Annotated in this window: 12 protein-coding genes and 11 pseudogenes; 14 read left to right on the forward strand and 9 right to left on the reverse strand. The window is 59.5% G+C overall.

The features are described from left to right. Nucleotides 1–5 precede the first annotated feature (5 nt). The 3 genes and pseudogenes from HB777_34915 (at nucleotide 6) to HB777_34925 (ending at nucleotide 3,053) form a co-directional block, all read left to right on the forward strand. The gene (locus HB777_34915; protein QND69033.1) at nucleotides 6–1,358 is read left to right on the forward strand and encodes an IS5 family transposase; all 1,353 of its coding nucleotides are present in this window, start codon (nucleotides 6–8) and stop codon (nucleotides 1,356–1,358) included. Nucleotides 1,359–1,731: 373 nt separating this feature from the next. Then, nucleotides 1,732–2,189 (forward strand): annotated as a pseudogene (locus tag HB777_34920) (phasin). A gap of 146 nt (nucleotides 2,190–2,335) precedes the next feature. Then, a pseudogene (locus tag HB777_34925) lies at nucleotides 2,336–3,053 on the forward strand (IS6 family transposase). A 391-nt stretch (nucleotides 3,054–3,444) separates the two neighbouring features. Here the strand turns inward: HB777_34925 and HB777_34930 are convergent. Further along, nucleotides 3,445–4,471, reverse strand: a pseudogene (locus tag HB777_34930) (IS110 family transposase). Between the two features lie 459 nt (nucleotides 4,472–4,930). Here HB777_34930 and HB777_34935 point away from each other — a divergent pair. The 6 genes and pseudogenes from HB777_34935 (at nucleotide 4,931) to HB777_34960 (ending at nucleotide 9,330) form a co-directional block, all read left to right on the forward strand. Further along, entirely contained in the window at nucleotides 4,931–5,914 is a 984-nt protein-coding gene (locus HB777_34935; GenBank protein ID QND69034.1) for an IS5 family transposase, read from the forward strand. Between the two features lie 55 nt (nucleotides 5,915–5,969). Continuing rightward, nucleotides 5,970–6,138, forward strand: a pseudogene (locus HB777_34940) (SDR family oxidoreductase). 45 nt (nucleotides 6,139–6,183) lie between these two features. Next, nucleotides 6,184–6,663, forward strand: a complete 480-nt coding sequence (locus HB777_34945; GenBank protein ID QND69035.1) for a MaoC family dehydratase — start codon at nucleotides 6,184–6,186, stop codon at nucleotides 6,661–6,663. Then, nucleotides 6,660–6,821 (forward strand): annotated as a pseudogene (locus tag HB777_34950) (phosphotransferase family protein). Before HB777_34945 ends, HB777_34950 begins: the two are co-directional and overlap by 4 nt. Before the next feature lie 496 nt (nucleotides 6,822–7,317). Then, the gene (gene ltrA / locus HB777_34955) at nucleotides 7,318–8,646 is read left to right on the forward strand and encodes a group II intron reverse transcriptase/maturase (protein QND69036.1); all 1,329 of its coding nucleotides are present in this window, start codon (nucleotides 7,318–7,320) and stop codon (nucleotides 8,644–8,646) included. A 207-nt stretch (nucleotides 8,647–8,853) separates the two neighbouring features. Beyond that, nucleotides 8,854–9,330, forward strand: a pseudogene (locus tag HB777_34960) (IS1380 family transposase). Between the two features lie 23 nt (nucleotides 9,331–9,353). Here HB777_34960 and HB777_34965 read toward each other — a convergent pair. Together HB777_34965 and HB777_34970 are read right to left on the reverse strand one after the other, a co-directional pair. Next, on the reverse strand, nucleotides 9,354–11,579 hold the full coding sequence (locus HB777_34965; protein ID QND69037.1) for a recombinase family protein: 2,226 nt from the start codon (nucleotides 11,577–11,579) through the stop codon (nucleotides 9,354–9,356). Continuing rightward, a complete protein-coding gene (locus HB777_34970; protein ID QND69038.1) occupies nucleotides 11,572–11,730 on the reverse strand; it encodes a hypothetical protein in 159 nt (52 codons plus the stop codon). Before HB777_34970 ends, HB777_34965 begins: the two co-directional genes overlap by 8 nt. Nucleotides 11,731–12,060: 330 nt before the next feature. On the opposite strand from HB777_34970, the pseudogene HB777_34975 reads away from it, so the two are divergent. The 3 pseudogenes from HB777_34975 (at nucleotide 12,061) to HB777_34985 (ending at nucleotide 14,277) form a co-directional block, all read left to right on the forward strand. Further along, nucleotides 12,061–12,930, forward strand: a pseudogene (locus tag HB777_34975) (IS1380 family transposase). A 175-nt stretch (nucleotides 12,931–13,105) separates the two neighbouring features. Continuing rightward, nucleotides 13,106–13,571 (forward strand): annotated as a pseudogene (locus HB777_34980) (IS6 family transposase). A 260-nt stretch (nucleotides 13,572–13,831) separates the two neighbouring features. Next, nucleotides 13,832–14,277: pseudogene (locus tag HB777_34985) on the forward strand (MucR family transcriptional regulator). A gap of 37 nt (nucleotides 14,278–14,314) precedes the next feature. On the opposite strand, the gene HB777_34990 reads toward HB777_34985, so the two are convergent. The 4 genes from HB777_34990 to HB777_35005 all read right to left on the reverse strand — a co-directional run bounded on the left by HB777_34990 (nucleotide 14,315) and on the right by HB777_35005 (nucleotide 17,426). Beyond that, on the reverse strand, nucleotides 14,315–15,484 hold the full coding sequence (locus HB777_34990; GenBank protein QND69039.1) for a hypothetical protein: 1,170 nt from the start codon (nucleotides 15,482–15,484) through the stop codon (nucleotides 14,315–14,317). Continuing rightward, nucleotides 15,474–16,271 (reverse strand): SagB/ThcOx family dehydrogenase, encoded by a 798-nt coding sequence (locus tag HB777_34995; GenBank protein QND69040.1) that lies wholly within the window; start codon nucleotides 16,269–16,271, stop codon nucleotides 15,474–15,476. The genes HB777_34990 and HB777_34995 overlap by 11 nt, the downstream gene beginning before the upstream one ends. 17 nt (nucleotides 16,272–16,288) lie before the next feature. Beyond that, on the reverse strand, nucleotides 16,289–17,137 hold the full coding sequence (locus tag HB777_35000) for an McbB family protein (GenBank protein QND69041.1): 849 nt from the start codon (nucleotides 17,135–17,137) through the stop codon (nucleotides 16,289–16,291). Between the two features lie 115 nt (nucleotides 17,138–17,252). Further along, nucleotides 17,253–17,426: a hypothetical protein gene (locus HB777_35005; protein ID QND69042.1), complete on the reverse strand. Its 174-nt coding sequence runs from the start codon at nucleotides 17,424–17,426 to the stop codon at nucleotides 17,253–17,255. 165 nt (nucleotides 17,427–17,591) lie between these two features. Between HB777_35005 and HB777_35010 the strand changes: the two genes are divergently transcribed. Next, a complete protein-coding gene (locus HB777_35010) occupies nucleotides 17,592–19,379 on the forward strand; it encodes an ABC transporter ATP-binding protein (GenBank protein ID QND69043.1) in 1,788 nt (595 codons plus the stop codon). A gap of 310 nt (nucleotides 19,380–19,689) precedes the next feature. Here HB777_35010 and HB777_35015 read toward each other — a convergent pair. Both HB777_35015 and HB777_35020 read right to left on the reverse strand, forming a co-directional pair. Beyond that, nucleotides 19,690–20,405, reverse strand: a pseudogene (locus HB777_35015) (IS6 family transposase). Nucleotides 20,406–20,574: 169 nt separating this feature from the next. Next, nucleotides 20,575–20,721, reverse strand: a pseudogene (locus HB777_35020) (CxxxxCH/CxxCH domain-containing protein). Nucleotides 20,722–21,159: 438 nt separating this feature from the next. Here HB777_35020 and HB777_35025 point away from each other — a divergent pair. After that, a complete protein-coding gene (locus HB777_35025) occupies nucleotides 21,160–21,555 on the forward strand; it encodes a hypothetical protein (GenBank protein ID QND69302.1) in 396 nt (131 codons plus the stop codon). The last annotated feature ends 102 nt before the right edge of the window (nucleotides 21,556–21,657 follow it).

Consider the following 21,657-nt stretch of genomic DNA (forward strand, 5'->3'; position numbering starts at 1 on the left):
TTGCAATGCTTCCAGCCCGTCCGTCGTCCGGTAAGAATGATTTGTTCCGCGAGCGCCTCGATGCCATCATCAATCCGCGCCATCCGCTGGTCCGGTTGTCGGCATTGATGCCGTGGTCGCGCTTTGACGAAGCGTTTGGCGGGTTTTATCGCCCGGTCGGCAGGCCGGCCAAGCCGACGCGGCTGATGGTCGGTCTGCATTACCTCAAGCACGTCCACGACCTGTCCGACGAAGAAGTGGTGGAGCGTTGGGTTGAGAACCCGTACTGGCAATTGTTCTGCGGCTTCGAGTTCTTCCAGCACGAGCCGCCGATCGATGCCAGCACGATGACGCGCTGGCGCAAGCGGATCGGGTCCGAGGGGCTGGAGGAAATGCTGAAGGCAAACGTCGACGTCGCACTCGATACGGGGACTGCGAAGCCCGGTTCGCTGGAGCGGATCACCGTCGACACGACGGTGCAGCCGAAGGCGATCGCCCACCCCACCGACAGCCGGCTCTACCTCAAGGCAATCCAGATCCTGGTGCGTCAGGCCAAGCGGTGCGGCATCGAGCTCAGGCAGAGCCACACGCGGCTGGCCAAGGCAGCGGCAGTGCGGGCAGGTCGCTATGCGCATGCCCGGCAGTTCCGCCGGATGCGTCGCGAACTCAAGCGCCTTCGCACCTATCTCGGCCGGGTGTTCCGCGACGTCGGCCGCAAGATCGCCGGCAATGCCGGACTCGAGGCCAGATTTGCCCGGTTGCTCGGGCTCGTCGAGCGGCTCTTGGCGCAGAAGCCGAAGGACAGGAACAAGATCTACTCCCTGCACGCGCCCGAGGTGGTCTGCCTCTCGAAGGGCAAAGCCCGCAACCCTTACGAAGTCGGCTGCAAGGTCGGGATCGCGGCAACCAATCGCGAGGGCCTCGTGCTGGCGGCCAAGGCGTTCGAGGGTAATCCGTATGATGGCCACACGCTTGCAGCAACGGTCGATCAGGCGGTGGAGATCGGCGGCGTCGATCCGGACCGCATCTACGTCGACAAGGGCTATCGCGGCCACGACTATGCCGGCTCGGGATCGGTGATGATCGCCGGCCGCAAGCGTGGCCTGACGGCCACCATGCGTCGGGAACTGAAACGACGATCGGCCATCGAGGCCACCATCGGTCACATGAAGACCGACGGCCGACTGGACCGCAACTTCCTACTCGGCCATGATGGCGATGCGATCAATGCGCTGCTCGTCGCCGCAGGCCACAATCTGCGCCTGATCCTCACGGTTCTCGCTCTTTGGCTTGCCTGGTGCCTGCAAGCACTCCAGCCGAAAACGGCGAAATCGGATGCTTTCACCCGTCTTCACGCGTTCGGAATATCAACGCCTTAGCCGTTATTCAGGGCCGACCCATTAAATTACCGGGTAAAGGCGTCGCAAAACACAACAATGCCGGGATCGCTCTCCGCTACGGGAAAAGCATAAATGCGTCGAAATTGTAAAGGGCGCGCGCCACCATTTATCATAATATTAACACATCAAATTATTTGTACGATCATATACTGTGCTACAGTCCAGATGTCCTTTTGCACTTTTCAAACGGAAGATGCGTGTTGCATTGCCGCCTTAGTGGCACACGGTAGAGAAGATACCGGTTAGCGAACGAAAACTAGGTGCTGGCTTGCCCACGGCAAAAGGAGCCCTCGTGCAATGCAAAAAAGAGCATGCGCACCTCAGAGAGATCGTCGACCTGAAGGACAACGAAATGACCAAGACCGAAGATCACGACGTCGAAACCATCCACTTCCCGGCATTAGACCTTGCCAAAGCCGTCGACCAGATGCGTGTAGTCGCCGAAAAGGCGGGCGAGCTGTCGACAGGAGTTCCTGTCAGATTCGCGTCCAGTGCTGAGGACGCCCAGAAAATGCTCGAATCCATCTTCGAAAACACAAAAACGGTCGGTGCCGAACTGTCGCTGAAGACGATCGCTGCATTGCGGGCCAATGCCGAGGCAGACCTCTCGCATCTACAGGCGTTGGTTGGCGCCAAGTTGCCGTCCCAAGTTATCGCGCTGCAGTCGAGCTTCTGGCGCAAGCGGGTCGAAATGTATGTGGAGCAGGCCAAGGAATTCCAGGCCCTCAGTGTACCAAGGGAGTGGCCGCCGTCACCAAGCCGATCAAGGACGCCTTGGACAGGGCGCTGACCGACGCCAAGGCGGCATGATCGTCCCGGAAACCAGATGGGTGGTCCCCTTGGCATCGGTCGAGGGCTCTATCCGGAGCGCGGTATCTTCAGGACCGGACCACGCAACATACATCACGGCGCCGTAAAGTTAACCGACGGCTGATGAAGATGTGCGTACATGGGGCATGTCAGAAGTTGCTCGTGATCCGCTCTATCGTCGCCACCGCTTTCCCGCCGAGATCATTGCGCACGCGGTATGGCTCTACTTTCGCTTTCCGCTCAGCCTGCGCATGGTTGAGGACATGCTGGCGGCCCGCGGCATTATCGTCACGCATCAGACCATTCGAAGCTGGGCGGAGAAATTCGGACGGCATTTCGCCCGGGAGATCACGCGACGGTCAGCCAGCTGCCTGGGCGACAAATGGCATCTCGACGAATGTGTGGTGGCCATCAATGGCAAGAAGCAGTGGCTCTGGCGTGCCGTCGATCAGGACGGCTTCGTCCTCGAAGTGCTGGTGCAAAGCCGCCGAAATGCCAAGGCCGGCAAAGCGTCTGATGCGCAAGTTGCTGAAGGCTCAAGGGCAGACAGCACGGGTCATGAGCACCGACAAGCACCGGTCCTATGATGCCGCCAGGCGCGACCTCATGCCCGGTGTCGAACACCGGTCGCACAAAGGCCTCAATAATCGAGCGGAAAATTCGCACCAGCCGACCCGACAACGGGAAAGGACCGTGAAACGCTTCAAGTCGGCACGCCAGCTTCAGCGGTTCGTTTCCATCCGTGATCCGATTGCCAACCTGTTCCACCTTCCCCGCAATACGCTGTCATCGGCTCAACATCGAGACCTGCGTAACGCCGCCATGCAAATCTGGAACAAAATCGCGTGTGTCGCCGCAGCGTGACAGTCGTCCCGGCCAGCTATCGCTGCATCAATCCGCTGATAACTTTACTGTGCCTTCGAAAGTCATGGCTACGCTACAAAGGCTACTGCGGTTGCCGCTTCCCTAAACCCAGATCAATAAACGATCCGTGCACCATGTGTAGACGCCCGTTTGGCAAGAGGAATCTTTAGTTGGCATTGCGCGTTGTCGGGTGCTGACATGTGTCCGGCCTGTGATGCGGCTTTCACACATGCCGCGGGCCCTTATGGTGTTCGCAGGTCAGGTCCAAATCAACGCCGCGTGCTCTTGAGACACTTTGGTGCACACTGGTTTTCCTGATCCCGTCTCACGACCGTTGCGCCATACTTCCGATGACCTCTCTCGCTGCGACGTCCCCTCGGTTACGTTGGCTTTAGACCGCAGCAACCGGAGCTCTGTATATTCCTCCCTTGGCCATGATAGCCCAGATCATTCGCGCCATCTTGTTGGCAAGCGCCACCCTCACCAGCATCGGTGGTTTATGCGCCAGCATCTTGGCCAGCCACGTGCCTGGTGTTGCACCCTTGCGGGCGGGCGCGCCACACAAGCTCGCTATTGGCCCCTATGATCAGGAGCCGCCGCAGAGATCGATCCCCCATCTTCGTCGTGGAGCCGAGACGCTGTTTGCCGCCTGTCGAATGTTGTCGCGGCACAAGCCCAAGCCATGCGGCGAAGTCCCGCCCACGTTTGAAGGTTTCAGGCGATGGCGCCAGAGCCACCAGTGCGGTGGCAATCAATGGGCCAATTCCGGGAACTGTCATCAACCGGCGTGCGGTCTCATCTTCACGAGCCCGGCGCACAATCTGTGCATCCAGCACGCGAATCTGATCATTCAGTTGGGACAAGCTTGCTGTCAGAAACCGCAGAGCAGTCCGCGCAGTTTCTGGAAGAGCCGTTTGCGGATCCTCAATCATCGCAATCAGTTTCGAAGCGAAGCTTAAACCCTGCGGCACGACTTCACCAAATTCCGCAAGGTGGCCGCGCAGCGCATTGATCTGCGTGCGCTGCCGGATCAGCAGATCGCGGGTGCGCAACACCACTGCTGCGGCTTGTCTTTCTTCGCTCTTCACGGCAACAAAGCGCATCGTTGGTCGTTGCGCCGCCTCGCAGATCGCCTCAGCATCAGCCATGTCGTTCTTCTGCCGCTTCAAAAAGGGCTTCACGTAGGCCGGTGGGATCATACGGACTTCGTGTCCCAAATGCCCTATCTCACGCGCCCAGAAATGCGAGCTTCCGCAGGCTTCCATCGCAACCAGGCACCGTGGCAGGCCACCAAAGAATTTCAAAACCTGCCCGCGCCGCAATTGCTTGCGAAACACAACAGCACCTGTTTCGTCAGCCCCGTGGACCTGAAACACGTTCTTGGCTAAATCCAAACCGATCGTACGAACTTCGCTCATGATGCCCATCTCCAATGGTGGTTTAAACAACTCCACTTTGCCACACACTGCGGTCGTCGCGGGCGTCTACACCATCAACGCTATAAAGAAGGTGTCGTCGGTCTGGCGTTTGACGACCGTACTATCCGACACTGTTCTGTCGCCTTTGTTGGGTCCGCGACACAGGCCTATTTCGCTGAGCTCGTGTCTGGCCTCGGCTAATCCGCTGAAAGGCAATCACAACAATCACAATGTTTTTCTTCTGCTGGGTCGGCCGAATTGGCACGAGTTTTGAAACTCGTTCGTTGCGAGCCCGGAGCCGCCGACCGACCTTCATTTCGTGGATGACACCGCGATCGATGGAACGAAGAAAGAAAAGCAGAATGTCAAATCCGCATCAGATAAGCGTTGGTGCATGGATCCTTTGTCAACGGTTTGGCGATAGGCAGGCAGGATCGAAATCAGCTTGATTTGAGTGCCATGCCGTACAAACACCACGCAGATCGTCGTCATCACGTCGGAAAGATGAAATTCAGGGTGACGAATTGGCGTGACTACGAAGCAGGTCTGCGCCGGCGTGGTAGCCTGACCTTATGGGTAACGCCGGAGGCACTGGCGGGATGGCGCGCTCCGCGACGCAAGACCCGCGGCGGCCAAGCCCGGTATTCCGATCTCGCCATTGAGACAGCGCTGACGCTGGGTTGCGTCTTCGCAATGCGGCTGCGCCAGACCGAGGGATTGCTCCACTCGCTGCTGGATCTCATGGGGCTGAAAGTCCCAGTTCCAGATCATACGACGCTGAGCCGTCGGGCACAGAAGTGGGAGCCATCAGCCCGACGAAACCCGCCGCAGCCGGACGGCCCGCTGCATGGGCTTGTCGATAGCACGGGATTGAAAGTCTACGGCGCCGGGCAATGGCTGGAGCAGAAACATGGCGCCAGATCACGTCGCAACTGGCGCAAGCTGCATCTGGCAGTGGATGCCAAAAGTGGCGCGATCATTGCCCAAAGGCTGACAGATCAGGACACGGATGATCCTTCCCAGGTGGCACCGCTGCTCGATCAGATCGACGGCGAGATCGACCAGTTCACAGCCGACGGAGCCTATGACGGCAAGCCAACCTATCGGTCTATCCTGCAGCACAGCGCAACCGCGAACATCGTCATTCCACCGCGTTCCACGGCGGTGGAAAGCGGTGATGCCGGACCGCCTGGTCAAAGGGACAAGCACATTGCCGCAATCGCAAGCGACGGTCGGCTGAAATGGCAGGCAGCCTCCGGCTACGGCAAGCGGGCGCTGAGCGAAACAGCCATCGGACGATACAAGGGGCTGATCGGACGGCGCCTGCGAGCACGCTCTCTTCCGGCTCAACAGACCGAGGTTGCCATCGGGTGCATCGTTCTCAACCGCATGCTGGCATGGGCACGCCCGGAGTCTATCCGGCGTCAAGTCACGCAGGCATAACCAACTACATTAAAGATCGAAATGCGTTCGATTTCATATCCGCGCACCAACGCCGGCCAAACATGTCGGCGGCCATGTTCCGATTGGCCGCATCGGCGTACCGGATGACATTGCCGGCGCAACGCTCTATTTGCAGCCGGGCCGGCAGCTATGTTACTGGCGCCATCCTGCCGATCGATGGCGGGCAGTCGGTGCAGCATGGGCTGACGCTGTTCAAGGAATGATACGTCCGACCGGAACGCCGGCGGGTGAAGTGGAGGAACTTCAGCTTGGAACCGATCAGTCTCGATGTGCTTCTGGCCAGCGTCGGCAAGGAACTCGGCGTCTCCCCATGGCGGGCGGTTACTCAGCGCATGATCGACCGGTTCGCCGACGCCACCGACGACCACCAGTTCATTCATTGCGATCCGGAGCGCGCCATGCGCGAGACGCCGTTCGGTGGCACCATCGCCCACGGTTTCCTCTCGCTTTCGCTGTTGTCGGCGATGACCTTCGAGACCATGCCGCCGTTCGAAAACAGCAAAATGGGCGTCAACCACGGCTTCGATTCGCTGCGCTTCATGGCGCCAGTGAAGACCGGTGCGCGCATCCGCACCCGCTTCGTGCTGGCCGACGTCAAGGTCAGGCCGTCGGGCTGGGTGCAGACGGCGCATGACGTGACCATCGAGATCGAGGGCTCGAAGAAGCCGGCGCTGACCGCGCGCTGGCTGACGCTGACGCTGATCGAGCGCCAGCCAGAGACCGCATGAGCGACGCGAACGCGCTCGACACGTCGGCGCTTGCGCTCGACCAGGCAGCGCTTGCGCCCTACCTCGAGGCGGAAATCCCTGGTTTTTCCGGGCTTCGCTCCATCGAAAAATTCAAATCTGGACAGTCGAACCCGACCTATTTGCTAGCGGCAGCTAGCCCGGAAAATTCAGTGCGCCCCGATGGGGCGTATCACCAGTGGAGGAAGGTTCCACCCAGATAGTAGTCGATTGGTCTGGTAGCTGACGAGCGGCTCGGTCGGGCAACTGGCCGGGTCGAAGCCTCGTGACAAAGGCCGCCTTGGGCGGTTGAGCAATCCGATGGGCCGTAACGTGAGTGAAGCCTGAGCAGGCCTCGAAAGTGATGATGTGGATGCCGACCCGCCTGAATTTCGGGGAAGGCCGCGCGAACGGGGAAGCAATCGACATGTGCACCCGTTCGATCCGCCGGGGTAATGGGCACGGCACGTCGGAAGGGTGATACGGGTAACGGGGGAGACCCGCTCGGCATGAGGGTAGCGGCCTCAACGCAGCCGTCAGGGCGGCGGTGCCGGTGGGAGTCGGACAGGGTCATAATACCGCTGAAGCCGGGTAATGCCGGTGGAGGGAAGGGCCCTGACTTCTGGTGTGCTTTTGACGTTGGTGAGGAGGGGGTGATTGGCGATGAGCCTCGAAACACCCGAAAAGATCAGGAACCTTCAGAGGAAGCTGTACCGTAAGGCGAAGGCGGAGCCCGCTTTCCGCTTCTACGTGCTCTACGACAAGATCTGCCGTGAGGACATGCTGCGCCATGCCTATGCGCTGGCCCGCGCCAATGCGGGTTCGCCGGGCGTGGACAATGTGACCTTCGCGAAGATCGAGGCGGAAGGCGCGGAGAGGTGGCTGGCGGGCCTGCGCGAGGAACTTGTCTCGAAGACCTATCGGCCGCAGCCGGTGCGACGGGTGATGATCCCGAAGCCGGGGGGCGGCGAACGTCCGCTCGGCATCCCGACCATTCGGGACCGGGTGGTTCAGACCGCCGCGAAGCTGGTGCTGGAACCGATATTCGAGGCGGACTTCGAGGATGGTGCCTATGGCTATCGGCCCAGACGCAGTGGGACCGACGCAATCAAGGAAGTGCACCGGCTTGTCTGCCGGGGCCACACGGACGTGGTAGACGCCGATTTGTCGAAATACTTCGACACGATTCCGCATTCGGACCTCCTCAAATCGGTGGCCCGACGCATTGTCGACCGGCACGTGCTGCGGCTGATCAAGCTGTGGCTGAAAGCGCCGATCGAAGAGCGGGACGGTGACGGGAAACGGCACGTGAGCGGTGGTAAGAGCAGCACGCGCGGCACGCCGCAAGGTGGGGTCGCAAGCCCGCTGCTCTCGGTCATCTACATGAACCGGTTCCTGAAACATTGGCGGCTCACCGGACGCGGCGAGGCGTTCCGTGCGCATGTCATCTCCTATGCCGATGACTTCGTCATCCTCAGCCGCGGGCACGCGGTCGAGGCGCTGGCGTGGACGCGGACGGTGATGACGAAACTCGGGCTGACACTCAACGAGGCCAAGACCTCGGTGAAGGATGCCCGCACGGAGCCTTTCGACTTCCTTGGCTATACGTTCGGACCTCACCGCTACCGGAAAGACGGCCATTGGTACCTGGGTGCGAGCCCATCCAAGAAGAGCGTGCAACGGATCAAAACGAAGATTGGCGATCACTTGGTAAACGGTAACAAAGAGCCGTGGCCCGTGGTCTGCACCCGGCTGAACAGGCTTCTGCGCGGCTGGTCAGGCTACTTTGGCTATGGAACACGCTTGCCGGCCTATCGAGCGGTCGACAACCACGTCTATGACCGTGTTCGCACCTTCCTGCGCAAACGGCACAAGGTGCAGGGACGCGGCACACAGCGTTTCTCCGACGACATTGTCTTCGGAAAACTTGGTGTCCTGCGTCTTCGACGCGTGCACATTGGACCGCCGCCGTGTGCCTCACGATGAAACCAGTCGGAAAGCCGGATGCGGGAAATCCACACGTCCGGTTTGATGAGCGGGGAAGGGAAACGGAGCGATGCCAACACGGCCCAAGCCACCGCGCCCTTCCTCGACTCTACTGGTGGGTTGGCGGATGTGGAGCAAACCGTTGAAATGACGTAGGATTTGGTTGCTAAAGCCGATCCGAATCATTTCCCGGAGACCACACCCGCCATGAATGATCTTACCCTGCCGCTGAGCGGTTTGTCATCAGTGGGCGGCAAGTCCGTCGTCGCCCGTTTCGACGGCGGCATGTTGTCCTCCAACTGTGGCGTTCTGGCGCTGGCCGAGGTGGAAAAACGACTGCGGGTGGCCGACCGTCTGGCGCGTTGCATCGATGATCCGCGCTGCCCGGACCAGGTCGTCCACAGCCTGGCGGACATGATCGGCTTTCGCATGAAGATGATCGCCGCCGGCTATGAGGATGGCAATGACGCCAACCGGCTGCGCTCCGATCCGGTCTTCAAGATGGCCCAGGATGCGCTGCCGTCGGGTCGGGATCTGGCCTCCCAGTCGACGATGTGCAGGCTGGAGAACCTGCCCGGCGTGCGGGAGCTGGTCGCCATGGGGCGAGCGATGATCGACCTTTACTGCGCCTCCTTCCGGCAGGTGCCGAAGCGGATTGTGCTCGACATCGACGACACGTTGGATCCATTGTCATAATACCCCCTGGTTCACGGTATCTGTTCGAAGAGGCTGGGATTTTGGTCTATCGTCTTGATCCATAGGCCTTTTCTCTGTCCACGCACGACATGGACGGCTTCGAGTTCGCCGCGTTTTACTCGCTGCAACACGACCTGGCGCGACAGGCCGAGGTTCTCCATGGCGTCGCGGATGGGCTCAAAGCCTTCGCCAGGCGTGGCCAGGAAGCGGGCCTTGAGTTCGGCGGTCAGGCGAATGCGCCATGGCGCACCGGGTGTCACCTGTTCGCCCGGGATGAGGCCGTCGTTGACATGGCGGTGAAGCGTCGATGGCGCCACGCCGAGCGCGGCAGCGGCCTGACGGACGGTGACGATGTCGCCGTCGGCGGCTGGTGGCTTGGCCTTGCAGGCGGGAATCTTCCAGTGCTTACGCAGATAGCCGACGCGGTTGGCGTCAAACCGGTGGCCGTACGCCGTTCGGCGGCCCTGGCGGTTGAGGACGCCGGCAATGACCGCGTCGGGATAATGCGGTGCCAGCCGCCGCAGCAGCGCCAGCGTGTCCTCGTCGGTACGAACCGTCGCCGGCCGCGAGCGCGGCAAGGCGACGGTGAGGCGACTCGTAGCGTCGCCCTTCCAGCGCAGGACGAGAAGCGCCGCTGCCTCGTCGCGATCGACATGGAGGGTGACCTCATCGAGGAGCGTGCGCAGCAATTCCTTGCGGTCACGCGGCGTGGTGGTGGGCGCGTACCAAACGCTCGCCAGATCGGCCCCGAGGGCAAGCAGCTTTTCCCGCTCCGTGGCCGACAGGACGCGCGGACGCTGCTCCTCGCGCCGCGCCAGTTCCGCCTTTGCCGCCTCCAGGGCGCGCAACGCCTCCTCCCACTCCTGCTCGAGCCTGCGGGCGACCAGGCGATTGTCGGGATCGACGGCGCAATAGCGGCGCTCGGCGCGGTTGACGGCGAAGGCGGCGCGCTCCACGTCGAGCCGCCATTGCTTGAGTGCTGCGTCGCGATCGTTCTCCAGCCGCTCGGCCGCTTCGAGCGTGGCGGTCAGGCGCACCGGCTCCAGCGCCTCCAGGAAGGCCGCCACCACGGCTTCATCGATCTGCCCGCCGCCAACATTGAGGCAATGGACGCCTCTGCCCTCGACGACCACCTTGCCGGGACAATGGTAGCCCGGCGTCACGGTGCGGCCGCGATAATGGGTGTGCAGCCGTCGCCCGCAGTGGCCGCAGCGGGCAATGCCCTGCAGCAGGGCGCCACCCTCTCTGGCGGCGCCACCGGCCTGTTCCTGCGCCTTGGCGTGCGTCCGGGGTTGGGTGTTGGCCGCCATGCGCTCTCGATTGGCCTCGAAGGTGGGCCAATCGATATAGCCCTGGTGGTGGTCCTTGATCAGCACTTGCCAGTCTTCCATCGGCAGCTTGCGTATCCGCTTGCACCGCGCGCCGGTTTCGTCGAGCACCGTCTCTCGGCGATACTTGCCATAGACATAGGCGCCGGCATAGACTGGATTGGCAAGCACGCTGTGAACCGCGTGGTAGCTGGCCTCGCCCCAGCGCAGCTCGGTGCGTGCATTAAGCCACAGCGGGAACTTCATCGCTTGCTCGCGGAACCACAGCCACACGCGGCGCGCCGAGCCGAGCTCGGCAAAGCGGGCAAAGACGGTGCGGATGGCATGGGCGACGGCCTCGTCGGGATGGATCAGGATCTCGCCGTCCGCCTCGCCCCAGACGAAGCCGATCGGTAGGCCGCGGCGCAATTCACCGCGCGCTGCCTTGTTGCGGATGCCGCCATTGAGGCGGGCGCGCAGGACGTGCAATTCGGCCTCGCTCATGGCGCCTTTCAACCCGAGCAAAAGCCTATCGTTGAACAGAGCCGGGTGGTAGATCCCGTCGGCATCGCCAATCAGCGTATCGGTCAGCCCGGCCAACTCGATCAGCCGGTGCCAGTCGGCATTGTTGCGCGCCAGCCGCGAAACCTCCAGGCCAAGCACGATGCCGACCCGGGCCAGCGCCACCTCGCTGGTCAGCCGCGCAAAGCCGGCGCGCATGACGCTGCCGGAGCCGGACAGGCCAAGGTCCTCGTCGATGACCAGGACACGCTCGTCCGGCCAACCCAGCTCGCGCGCCCGACCGGAGAGCGCGTATTGCCGCTCGGTCGATTCACGGTTGTTCTCCACCTGTGAGGCGCTCGACTGGCGCAGGTAGACGACAGCCAGCCGGGCCTGGTGACCGGCGGCGATTTTGCTGTGTTCAGTCATGACCGGCCTCCCTCACTGTCAGCATGCGCGCGATCACGAGGGCGAGCCGGCGCAACGCCTCCGCCCGCGCCTCGGCGTCCAGCGTCTCCCAGGTGGGTGGGTCGGGAGGCCGCTTGCGGTCTTCCTCGGCGAATCTCAGCTTCAGTTGCATGTCGCTCCTCCTTGTCATCGGGCGGCGACTCGCCGCGCCGTTCAAGAAGAGCGTCGGTCAGAAAGCGCAGATGCAGAAGGTCTGAAAGCCGCCCAATGCTGGAGTGATTAGCCGGCGAGGCTGTGGAATCACCCCCCAGGCCCCCGAGATCCGTCCACGCGACGGGAATGTAGGTCCGGCTGCCGTCCGGCAATTCTAAAAGCAGCGTTGGCTCGCCGCGGCGTTTGAGGCGGCTGATTACGGCCAGAGGCCGCCCTTCAAAGGCGTGGCCCTCCCGCATGATCGTTGCCGAGGCGGGAAGGTCCTGGTGATGGGCAGTCTGGAGATGTTTCCTTTGACGCCGTACATGGCGGCCAGCAATTGCGCCTGTTCAACGCGCATTACGACGAATACGGCTTCCAGCCGATCGTAGTGTTCGACGGTGCGGGCCGGTTCGTCAGCGCGATCCTGCGACCGGCCAGTCGGCCGAGCGGGGCTGAGATCTGCCCCCATCTGCGCCGCCTGGTGCGGGCGATCCGGAGCAATTGGCCGAACACACGGATCCTGATCCGGGCCGACAGCCACTATTGTAGTCCGCAGGTCATCGACTGGTGCCGCGCCAACGATGTCGACTTCATCCTCGGCGTGGCGCCCACCACGACGCTGCGCAAGCATGTCGCGGACCTGGAAGCCCGCACGATGGCGCGCTTTGAAGCGTCGAAGACGAACAAGGTCCGCAGGTTCAAGGAGTTTGTTGACGGGGCCGCCAGCTGGAGCCGCGTCGAGCGCATCATCGCCCGCGTCGAGGTCGGCGCCCAAGGAGCCGACACCCGCTTCATCGTCACCAATCTGGCCAGTGGCAAGGCCAAGGCGCTCTACGAGGACCTCTACTGCCGGCGCGGCGCGGCCGAGAACCACATCAAGTCCTGGAAGACGCATCTTGCCGCCGACCGCACATCCTGCACAAGAGCGACGGCCAACCAGTTCCGGCTCTTCCTGCATGCCGGCGCCTATTGGCTGATGTGGAGCCTGCGCGCTGCGATGCCGAAACGCTCGAGCTTTGCCGTCGCCCAATTCGACACGCTGCGATTGCGCCTCATCAAAATCGCCGCGCGGGTGGTCGAGATGAAAACGCAAATCCGCCTGCACCTGCCGACATCATGCCCCGACCAGCGCATCCTGCGCATCGTCCTCGATCGCATCCCCCAACTCGCGACATAACGATGGGGCGCAGGCGCCCGAAACGAACCCGTCGACCGCAACCTGCAAACCCCCGCCTGCCATCACGACGGAGCAATCCCGGCGCCTGACGGGGCGCGTGGAAAAGCACTGCAACGGCGACCACAGCGTCGCTTCAGGCCGTCAAAAGCTTATCGCCGTGCATTAAGGCGGCTAGTGGATGTATCTCTATCGCGCCATCGACAGTGTCGGCGACACCGTCGACTTCTATTTCAGCGAGCAGCGCGACCTGCCGTCGGCCAAACGCTTCCTCCGCAAGGCGCTGGAGCGTCATGGCCGACCTGATCGCGTCGTCATCGACGGTAGCCAGACCAATCGGGAGGCGATCCTGCGACACCACAAATCGCTTGCAGGATGGCTCCCGGCGCTGGCTGAAGCCGATCCGGATCCGCAAGAGTAGATACCTGACGGATGTATTTGACAAGGGCCGTTCTGCTCTGATGTCCTGGAAGTGTGCTCTCAGGGCGTTCTGTCCCGGCAGACGGTCGAGACCGCGGCGCGCGCAGCAAAGTCAGGGCTGACCGGCATCGAAATGATTCACATGATGCGCAAGCGACAGGCGATGTACGCCTTTCAATCCGAATCCGTCCCTGGCCGAGCAGTTCGAAATCCTCGCCGCCTGATTGACCTCGCATCAGGGCCTCTCTGCGCCCCTATTCAGCCGTTGCAACAAAACCAGATGCTGTGGTAGAGCTTTGGACAATTATGGGGGATGATTTTTTGCGATCCAACCTGATCTAATACCGGCTCTGTATCTACGGTAATTCTCAACACTCGCCCGCGATAGCCGGCAGAGTTTGAGCAGATCAACAGTATTTTGGCTGCGAAACGCGTAAAAAAGGCTTTTTAGCTGGGACGTGGCCATCTTTATTGTAGGTAAGATATGGATCGCAAGTCTCCAATTCCTTCCGAGAACGTTACTGTCGCATCTCTAACGGCCATTATTGTGGCTTATCTCAATCGAAACGATATATCGCCGGCCGACCTTCCGCCGCTTGTGGCGCGTCTTCAGCACATTCTCAGCAAGGGTCATGACGATCCTTCCCTTGGTCTTGCGGAAAACGGCACCATGCAGCTAGGGTCGATTGTAAAAGAGGAAGGATCAATAAATGAGGAATATCTCATTTGCCTGGAGGATGGTAAACGTTTCAAGTCGTTGAAACGACATTTGCAGACGAAGTACCAGATGACACCTGATGAATACAGGCAGAAATGGCACCTCCCCCGGACTATCCAATGGTCGCCCCTGCTTATGCACGAGCCCGATCTAAAATCGCCAGAGACGTCGGATTGGGAGTAACGATCTCGAAGCGCCGCTGCAGTACCTAGACGTAAGTTAGAGGGGGGCAAAACCTCCCTCTCTCTTTCATGAGAATGGCAGCGGCTCCAGCCTTCCGGTCCCCGGCGCGCAGAACAGATTGATCCAATCATTCTCATTGTTATTGCCCACACCAGGGCTCATGTGAACAAAGAAGTCGGGGGAGACGACACGGCAGAACCACACCTTTGCGCCGGAGACCGTGATGGCCTTCTCGTAGACGTAGATGTTGTGAGAGACCGAGAGCAGGCTATCTTTCAGCGTTCCTTTTTCGATTTCGGGGCCGATGTGGAGGGGGGCAACCCGCACCTCTAGTTCGAAATCCGGCCTGTTGGCCGCCCTGAAATCTGCTTTTAGTTTGTCGCTTCCATACTCGTGCATGCCAAAGAATTCCATCTGCGGAAGCAACAGCGAGGTCTGCCACACCTCAGTAAACGCCTTCAACACCGCGGTCTCTGCGTCGTAGTCTGCGGCACAGCCGCATGCGAAATTGATAATGTCGTCCTCCTTGCGTGACCGGTACTCGGCAAACAGCACTGAAACGCCCTTCAAAAACGAGATGTCGTACACTGTAACAGAACCCTCCCGCGTCATCTGCCGGCAGGTGGTGCCGGCTTTGCCGCGGCCGAGGAGATTTTCGTAAAGGGGCGCCATCTTGTTGCAGCGTCGCGACACCCACATAGCGGTTGTACATTGCCGTTCAACGAATTCTAACAACGCCGATCGGAACGCCGTGGCGCGATCCGGGTGAATAGCACTGCCGGAGGTGTCGCGCACCGGCAGAAAATCAGCGTCGCGACAGCCGCTGAACCTGTGCAGAGAAAGATAGACGGCAGGATATAGGCAACGTTCGCCCGTCGAAAACCGCTGCACTTCGACAAGGTTAAAGGCGTGTTCCACGAGATCTTCTTTGGAGATATCGGGTTGGCAGGTCTGCAGCAATACACCTTGGAGGGCCACTTGCTCCGCGTTTGAAAGTCCCATCTCGTGTAACCGCCCGGTATGGGTCGGCTGAATGGTACGAAAAGCGGCGTACCGTTCCAAATATTCCCCAATTGCCTTGATATGTGCGTCGCCATCAAAACCAAAACCATGCCCGTTGACCGCAAGATGGTCGACAGCGGAGAAAACGGCAGGTTCGTAAATAGAGGCAGGGTAGCTTGCCGACAGGCGGAATCTCGGCGTCTTTAGGTCGAAATTGCGGAAGCTATTGGACATTCGCATCTCCCGGAAAACCAAAGGCTTGAATGGCAGCGGGGAGAAGCAACCTGCTGTCCAGGCCACAGGTCTTGGTAAACTCATACTCGGAGAAGCCGGCCAAGACGCGCGAAGCAATCCCGTTTTCCTGAGCTACAGTTGTGATGTGATGATACATCGAACCGATCTCTAGTAAGGCAAGCCGGTAGCCCCGCGACCTGTATTTGAAGGTCGCTTTCTTCAAATTGATGAAGTAGGCGACGTAGAAAACGGCCCCGTTAATGGTGGCGATGGCATTGTACCGATCCTGATCAAATTGCGCCGGCAGCAGTTCGAAGCGGTTGCTGCCCGGGAGGTAATGCGCGACAGAAAATGGAGGTATACCCTCAACCATTTCGCTGGTTACTACGATGGCCTCAGCGCTATAGAGCGCGCCGCCGGATGGATATGGCCTGCGCCCTAAGCCATCCGCTCCAATTGCCTGGCCCAGGATCGAGGCAATCTTTTCGAATTCCACAATACCAAGCTGCCCTTCCTTCAGGGACGGCCAGCGTGAAACGGCTGTCTGCGTTGAGGTGGAGTGGCCGGTGACGATGTGACTGAAATGAGAAAATCGAGATTCCTTAGTCTCTGCGAGAAGTAGAGTTTCCTTCGAAAGAAACGGCGCACTGATGCGTTGTTCCAGAGTGGACCCTGCGCAGGTAAAACAATGATGGTGAAAGGTGCGAACAGTATGTTCGACGTCAGGGTCGACGAATTGGCTGGTAAAACCGATCTGGTTCAAAGCTGATATGTCGTTGGTCGGCATGGCATCTGCTCCCTCGTTCAAATGGTTCGCGGTTCCGCACTGTAGGTGGAATGGGCTCCTCGATGGCGCTCAATGCGACCCGTATCCAGATTCATCTCAATAATGGTGCTGAGGTCATCGGGGAAAAGCGGCGCAACGCCGTCGGCAAGGAGGGGGCGCAGGCGCGTGTATAGGAGGTGTAGTGCTGCTGCCGCTTCTATCTCTAACGCAGCGAACGTTGGAACTGAGAGCGAGTTGAGGGCATAGGGGTCAGAAAGGAAGAAGTCGGCCCAACTGGTTGGCTTGAAGCCTGGGTTTCTGTCGAGACCGGCCAGGTTATGAAGGCCACTGAAATGGTCAGGCAAGCCCATCGACGCTGAGTAGAACCCGTCAATGACAAAGTGTCGAAAAACAAAATATGCGTGGAGTACGATGCACTCAGGGCTCCGCGCACATGCGGCGTAGATTTCCCGCGCCGTGGTTGACGAATAGGCGGCTTGAATCGCAACAAGGAAGGTCGGATTGCCTATGAGCGCCAGGTCGTCAATCGAAGTGCAGGTTATGGCGTCGTTGTTCTCAATGCACTTCCCCAAGGATCGCGAAATCTCATCCGAAGCGCAATAGATCACAACGCTTTCATCGGATTTCATGCGACGCAGAACTTTGAGCTTGGTCAGGAACTGCTCCGCTGCATCGATGGGCAGGGCATTGCGCTCCAGAATTTCCGAGACACAGTGTTCATCGATGTACGGCCGTATCGATGAAAATTCCCGCAGAGCCGCTGCAAGATTGGCATCGCTAATCGAAGCGGCCCCGGTCGGCGTGAACAGTTTGCAAACCCCGTCAATGTCGGCGGGCTCAAGCACAAACGGCGATATTGTGTACATAGTTTCCGATCCTAGAATGGCGACAGCGGTACCGATGCAGTCAATTGTTCTGCATGCGTGTGCTCGTGGTCACCCCGGCGCTCAGGATGCTGGCGCCGGGGTGGGCCTGGTCAGATCAGGCGGTCTGGCCGCAACGCGACGAGCCGGAAGACTTGCCCGATGCGCCGCTGCGGCTGGAGCTGTCGCAACGTGAGCATGCTGCTGCCGAGGCGACGCCCGGAGTGGCGTCTTCGTCATCGAGGAATTCGATTGCCGTACCAAACTGCGGAGGGTTCAGGTTCTGATTCATAGGAATCTCCTTCTGTTAGCGCACCGCACCTCGCGGTGACGGTCGATTCATAAGATATAACTCCGATTTGTCAATGTGTATGTTTCGATGTATATTGTGATTCTACCAATCTGTGTTTAGCTATACATTGGTAGTTATTCGGTTGTACATGGTAACGGTGGTTAGATGACAGATCTATCAAAGGTACTACAGGTCGTGTTCCTGGTAATTGCGCAAAATCGCAGGCAAAAGGCATTGCTTGCGCTGGTGATCCTAACCATTGCGGCGACAGCGGTAGGTGCTGCGATCTTTCCGGTGTTCTTTTCACTGGGTATTGATGCCCTCACAGAGGGTAACGGACGGATCAATGCTGCTGTTACCTACATCCTCTCCTTCGGCATAGGCTTAACGCTGGTTGGAATCCTTGAACAAATCCAGTGGCTTACCTTCGGGCCCATGAATCTGAGGCTCCAACGCAACTTGACTACCCATGTCTTTCAACATGCCGTCTCGTTACCTTACTACCGTCTCAAGACCTACACGACCTACGAGATCGGCCGTACGATAGAAAAGGGTTTGGATGCCGTCAGAGACATTACGTCGAATCTGACGTTCTTTCTGATCCCAACGATCATCGAACTGGGAATCGCGGCGTCGGTGATTGCCTTCATGATTGATTTTTGGATCGCAGGGTTTCTTGTCGTCGCACTGTTCTTGTACGGGTTCATCGCAAACATCGCTGCCCGGCGCATTCGCTCGTCGACGGAAGAAGCCATGGAAAGCGGCATCGATGCCTGGAGCTTCGGCCTCGACGGGGTGGCAAATGCCGAGCTGGTTCAACAATCGAATTTGGGTTCCGAATTCACCAGCAAACTTGACGACAAACTGAAAGTGAACGATCGGGCCTGGGCAATAACGTTCCGACAGAGGGCCTACTATGGTGGTCTCCAGGCGCTCGTCTTCGGCTTGGTCGTACTTGGCGTATTGTGGCGCGGCGGTGTCAATGCCGGTGAGGGTATTCTCAGCATCGGGGAACTCGTCCTGCTGAATACCTACATTATTCGACTGCTGCAGCCGGTCGAAACGTTTGCACGCGTTTATCGTGACGTGCATGCGGCCCTCGGGGAGGCCCGACTTCTTGCCGATCTGCTGGCAGTCGACGTTCCGGCACCAACGAAGGTCCTGCTGCCGGCGGAAAAGCAGCCTTTCACCCTGGAACTTCGCCATGTTTCAATTGATGTCGCTGACCATCCGGTGTTGTCCGGCCTTAGCTTCAGTGTTCAGCCGAAGGAACCGCTCTTCATCGTGGGCCCGTCGGGTGTTGGGAAAACCTCTCTTCTCAAGCTCTTATCCTGCCTTACCATGCCGAGCGATGGGGCGTACATGATAAACGGGAAGGCTGTTTCGGACGAAAATGCAAGCGCGCTGCGGGAAGACATCGCCGTGGTACAGCAGGACTGCCTTTTGTTCGATTGGACGATCCGGGAGAACATTGCCTTCGGCTATTCCGGACCGAAAACGGATATCGACGAGGTGATTTCCATCCTTGGGCTGACAGACGTCATTAATCGGCATGAGGCGCAAGCCGAATCAACGGTGGGAGAGCGCGGCAATCGATTATCTGGCGGTGAGAAACAGCGTGTGTCGCTTGCCCGTGCCCTACTGAAAAAACCGCGTCTGCTTCTTTTGGACGAGGCCACAGCTGCGCTAGACGAAGTTAACCGGAAGCGCGCTCTGGCTGCCATTGAGACGCTTCAAAAAGACAACTCCAGCGTGTTCATTACCCATGACCTCTCGTTGATAAAACCAATGTCACGCGTTCTCTTTCTTTGCGCGTCCGACACGGCCTTTTACGGCATGCAAAACGAATTGCTGGCCGAAAATCCGACATATCGTCAGTTCATAGAAGGAATAGAACGCAACAGTGATGTGCCTGCCGGCGTGTCCAAACCCGATAATGGTGAGCGCGCTTAGGCGCGCTCCTGATTGGCGCTGTCACGTTGTTCAGCGTTAACGGATTGACGATAGGCACCGGGCATGTCTGAAGCTGCCGCTACAAGAACCATCGCTTTCCGACCGAGATCATTGCTCACGCCGTTTGGCTCTATTACCGATTTCCCTTGGGCCTGCGCCATGTCGAGGAAAGGTGCTGTCACATTGATTTTGGCTTAACGGTTTGACGATAAGTCAGGTTGGCATGGTCGAAGCATGCGCCACCTACAAGAACCATCGGGCACCGTAAACTTAACGCTGTGAAAACAAGATCTGGGAGTGAGGCTTTGGTTCATTCGGCGTGAAGGCGCGCGATTTGGCGCCATGCTTGCATGGCAGTTGCTCGGAGTTCTCGATGGTGGGTGGATGGAATATCGTGGCGGGGAACGTTAAAGAGGTTGGCGATCGGGTCGTGGACGGAAACGAAACGCTGAAGATGTCGCGCTGACTTGAAGCGCTTCATGATCCTCTCCCGCCGTCGGACGGGTTGATGAGAGTTCTCCGCCCGATTGTTCAGGCCCTTGTGCGAGCGATGCTCGACGCCTGGCATGATCTCCCGCTTCGCCGCACCGTAGGATCGAAGCTTGTCGGTGATCATCACACGCGGCGAACGGCCTTGCCCTTTCAGAAGCTTTCGCATCAAGCGCTTTGCCGCCTTGGCATTGCGACGGCTTTGCACCAACACGTCGAGAACAAACCCGTCCTGATCAACGCGCGCCAAAGCCAGTGTTTCTTTCCACCGATGGTGATGACAACCTCATCGAGATGCCATTTGTCGCCGAGCTTGCCGGCCGATCGCTTCCGGATATCATTGGCAAAGTGTCTGCCAAATTTCTCAGCCCAAAGTCGCACGGTCTGGTGAGAGACGATGACGCCACGAGCTGCCAGCATATCCTCGACCATCCGCAGGCTGAGCGGAAACCGGAAATAGAGCCAAACGGCATGGGCAATCACCTGCGCCGGAAATCGGTGGCGACGATAAAGAGGATCACGGGAAAATCTGGTCATGCCGCCAGATCCCACATTTTGATCGATGCCCGGTTAACGTTACGGTGCCAGCTGCAAGACACACTCACGTCGCGCGCGCAGATCAGCGACCTGAACGCCGGGTTCGCCGATGAGACAGCCGCCGTCATCGGACTCGGTGGCACCGGTGCCTATCTCCTCGACCTGCTGGTCAAGACGCCGGTCCCCAAGATCCGCGCGTTCGACGGTGACATCTACCACGTCCACACCGCGTTTCGTTCGCCGGGCCGTCTCTCCAAGGAGGAACTTCGAACGGCCAAGGCTTCCGTCTACGGCGACCGCTATGACAACTTTCGGCGCGGGCTGACCGTCGAGACCACCTACATCGGAGAGGCCACCGCCGACCGCCTTGACGGTGTCACCTTCGCCTTTGTTTGCGTCGACAAGGGATCCTCGCGCGCCGGAATCTTCGACTTGCTAATCTCCCGCAACATCCCCTTCATCGATGTCGGCATGGGCCTCAACCGAAAGCACGGCCCAATCGCCGGCATGCTGCGGGCCACATATTATCCCGTCGGCGATGGCGCAGCGATGCGCGACCGGAAGCTGGCCGACCTCTCCGACGTCGCCGACGACATTTACCGCTCCAATATCCAGATTGGCGAACTGAACGCGCTCAATGCCTGCCTTGCCATGATTCGCTACAAGCAGGTGCGCGGCCTCTACCGCGACACTGAGGGATATCGGCACATGTTGTTCGGGATCGACGACCTGAGCCTCACCGGAGACACCTATGATTAGGATTAAGGTCGAGCGCGTGCGGACCATGCCGGCGCAGCTCGAGTCGGGCGTGCTCTACGTGTCGGAGGAGTTCGAGACGGCGGCGCACCTGTGCGCATGCGGCTGCGGTTCAAAGGTGCGGACGCCGCTGGGGCCAACCGAATGGCGGTTCACCGATCACCCCGAAGGACCGTCGCTGTATCCGTCGATCGGCAATTGGCAGCGTTCGTGCAAGTCGCACTACTGGATCGACCGGGGCGAGATTGAGTGGTCCACTCAGTTGACACCCGCGCAAATTGCCGCCGGCCGCGCAGCCGAGGAACGCCGGCGCGAACACTATTACGCCGAGCTCTATCCAGACCGGTGGTGGGCACGCGTTTGGCGCTGGCTCAAGTCGATGCTGGGCCATTAGCAAATTCGGCTCGAATATCTCTACGAGGTGAAGTCAGCCCTCGATGAGGGCGGTGGGTTCAAGGTGACTGCCCTCGAGATCGCCGGTAGCGCGAACTTTGAG

It is taken from the genome of Mesorhizobium loti (genome assembly GCA_014189435.1).
GTDB lineage: Bacteria > Pseudomonadota > Alphaproteobacteria > Rhizobiales > Rhizobiaceae > Mesorhizobium > Mesorhizobium loti_G.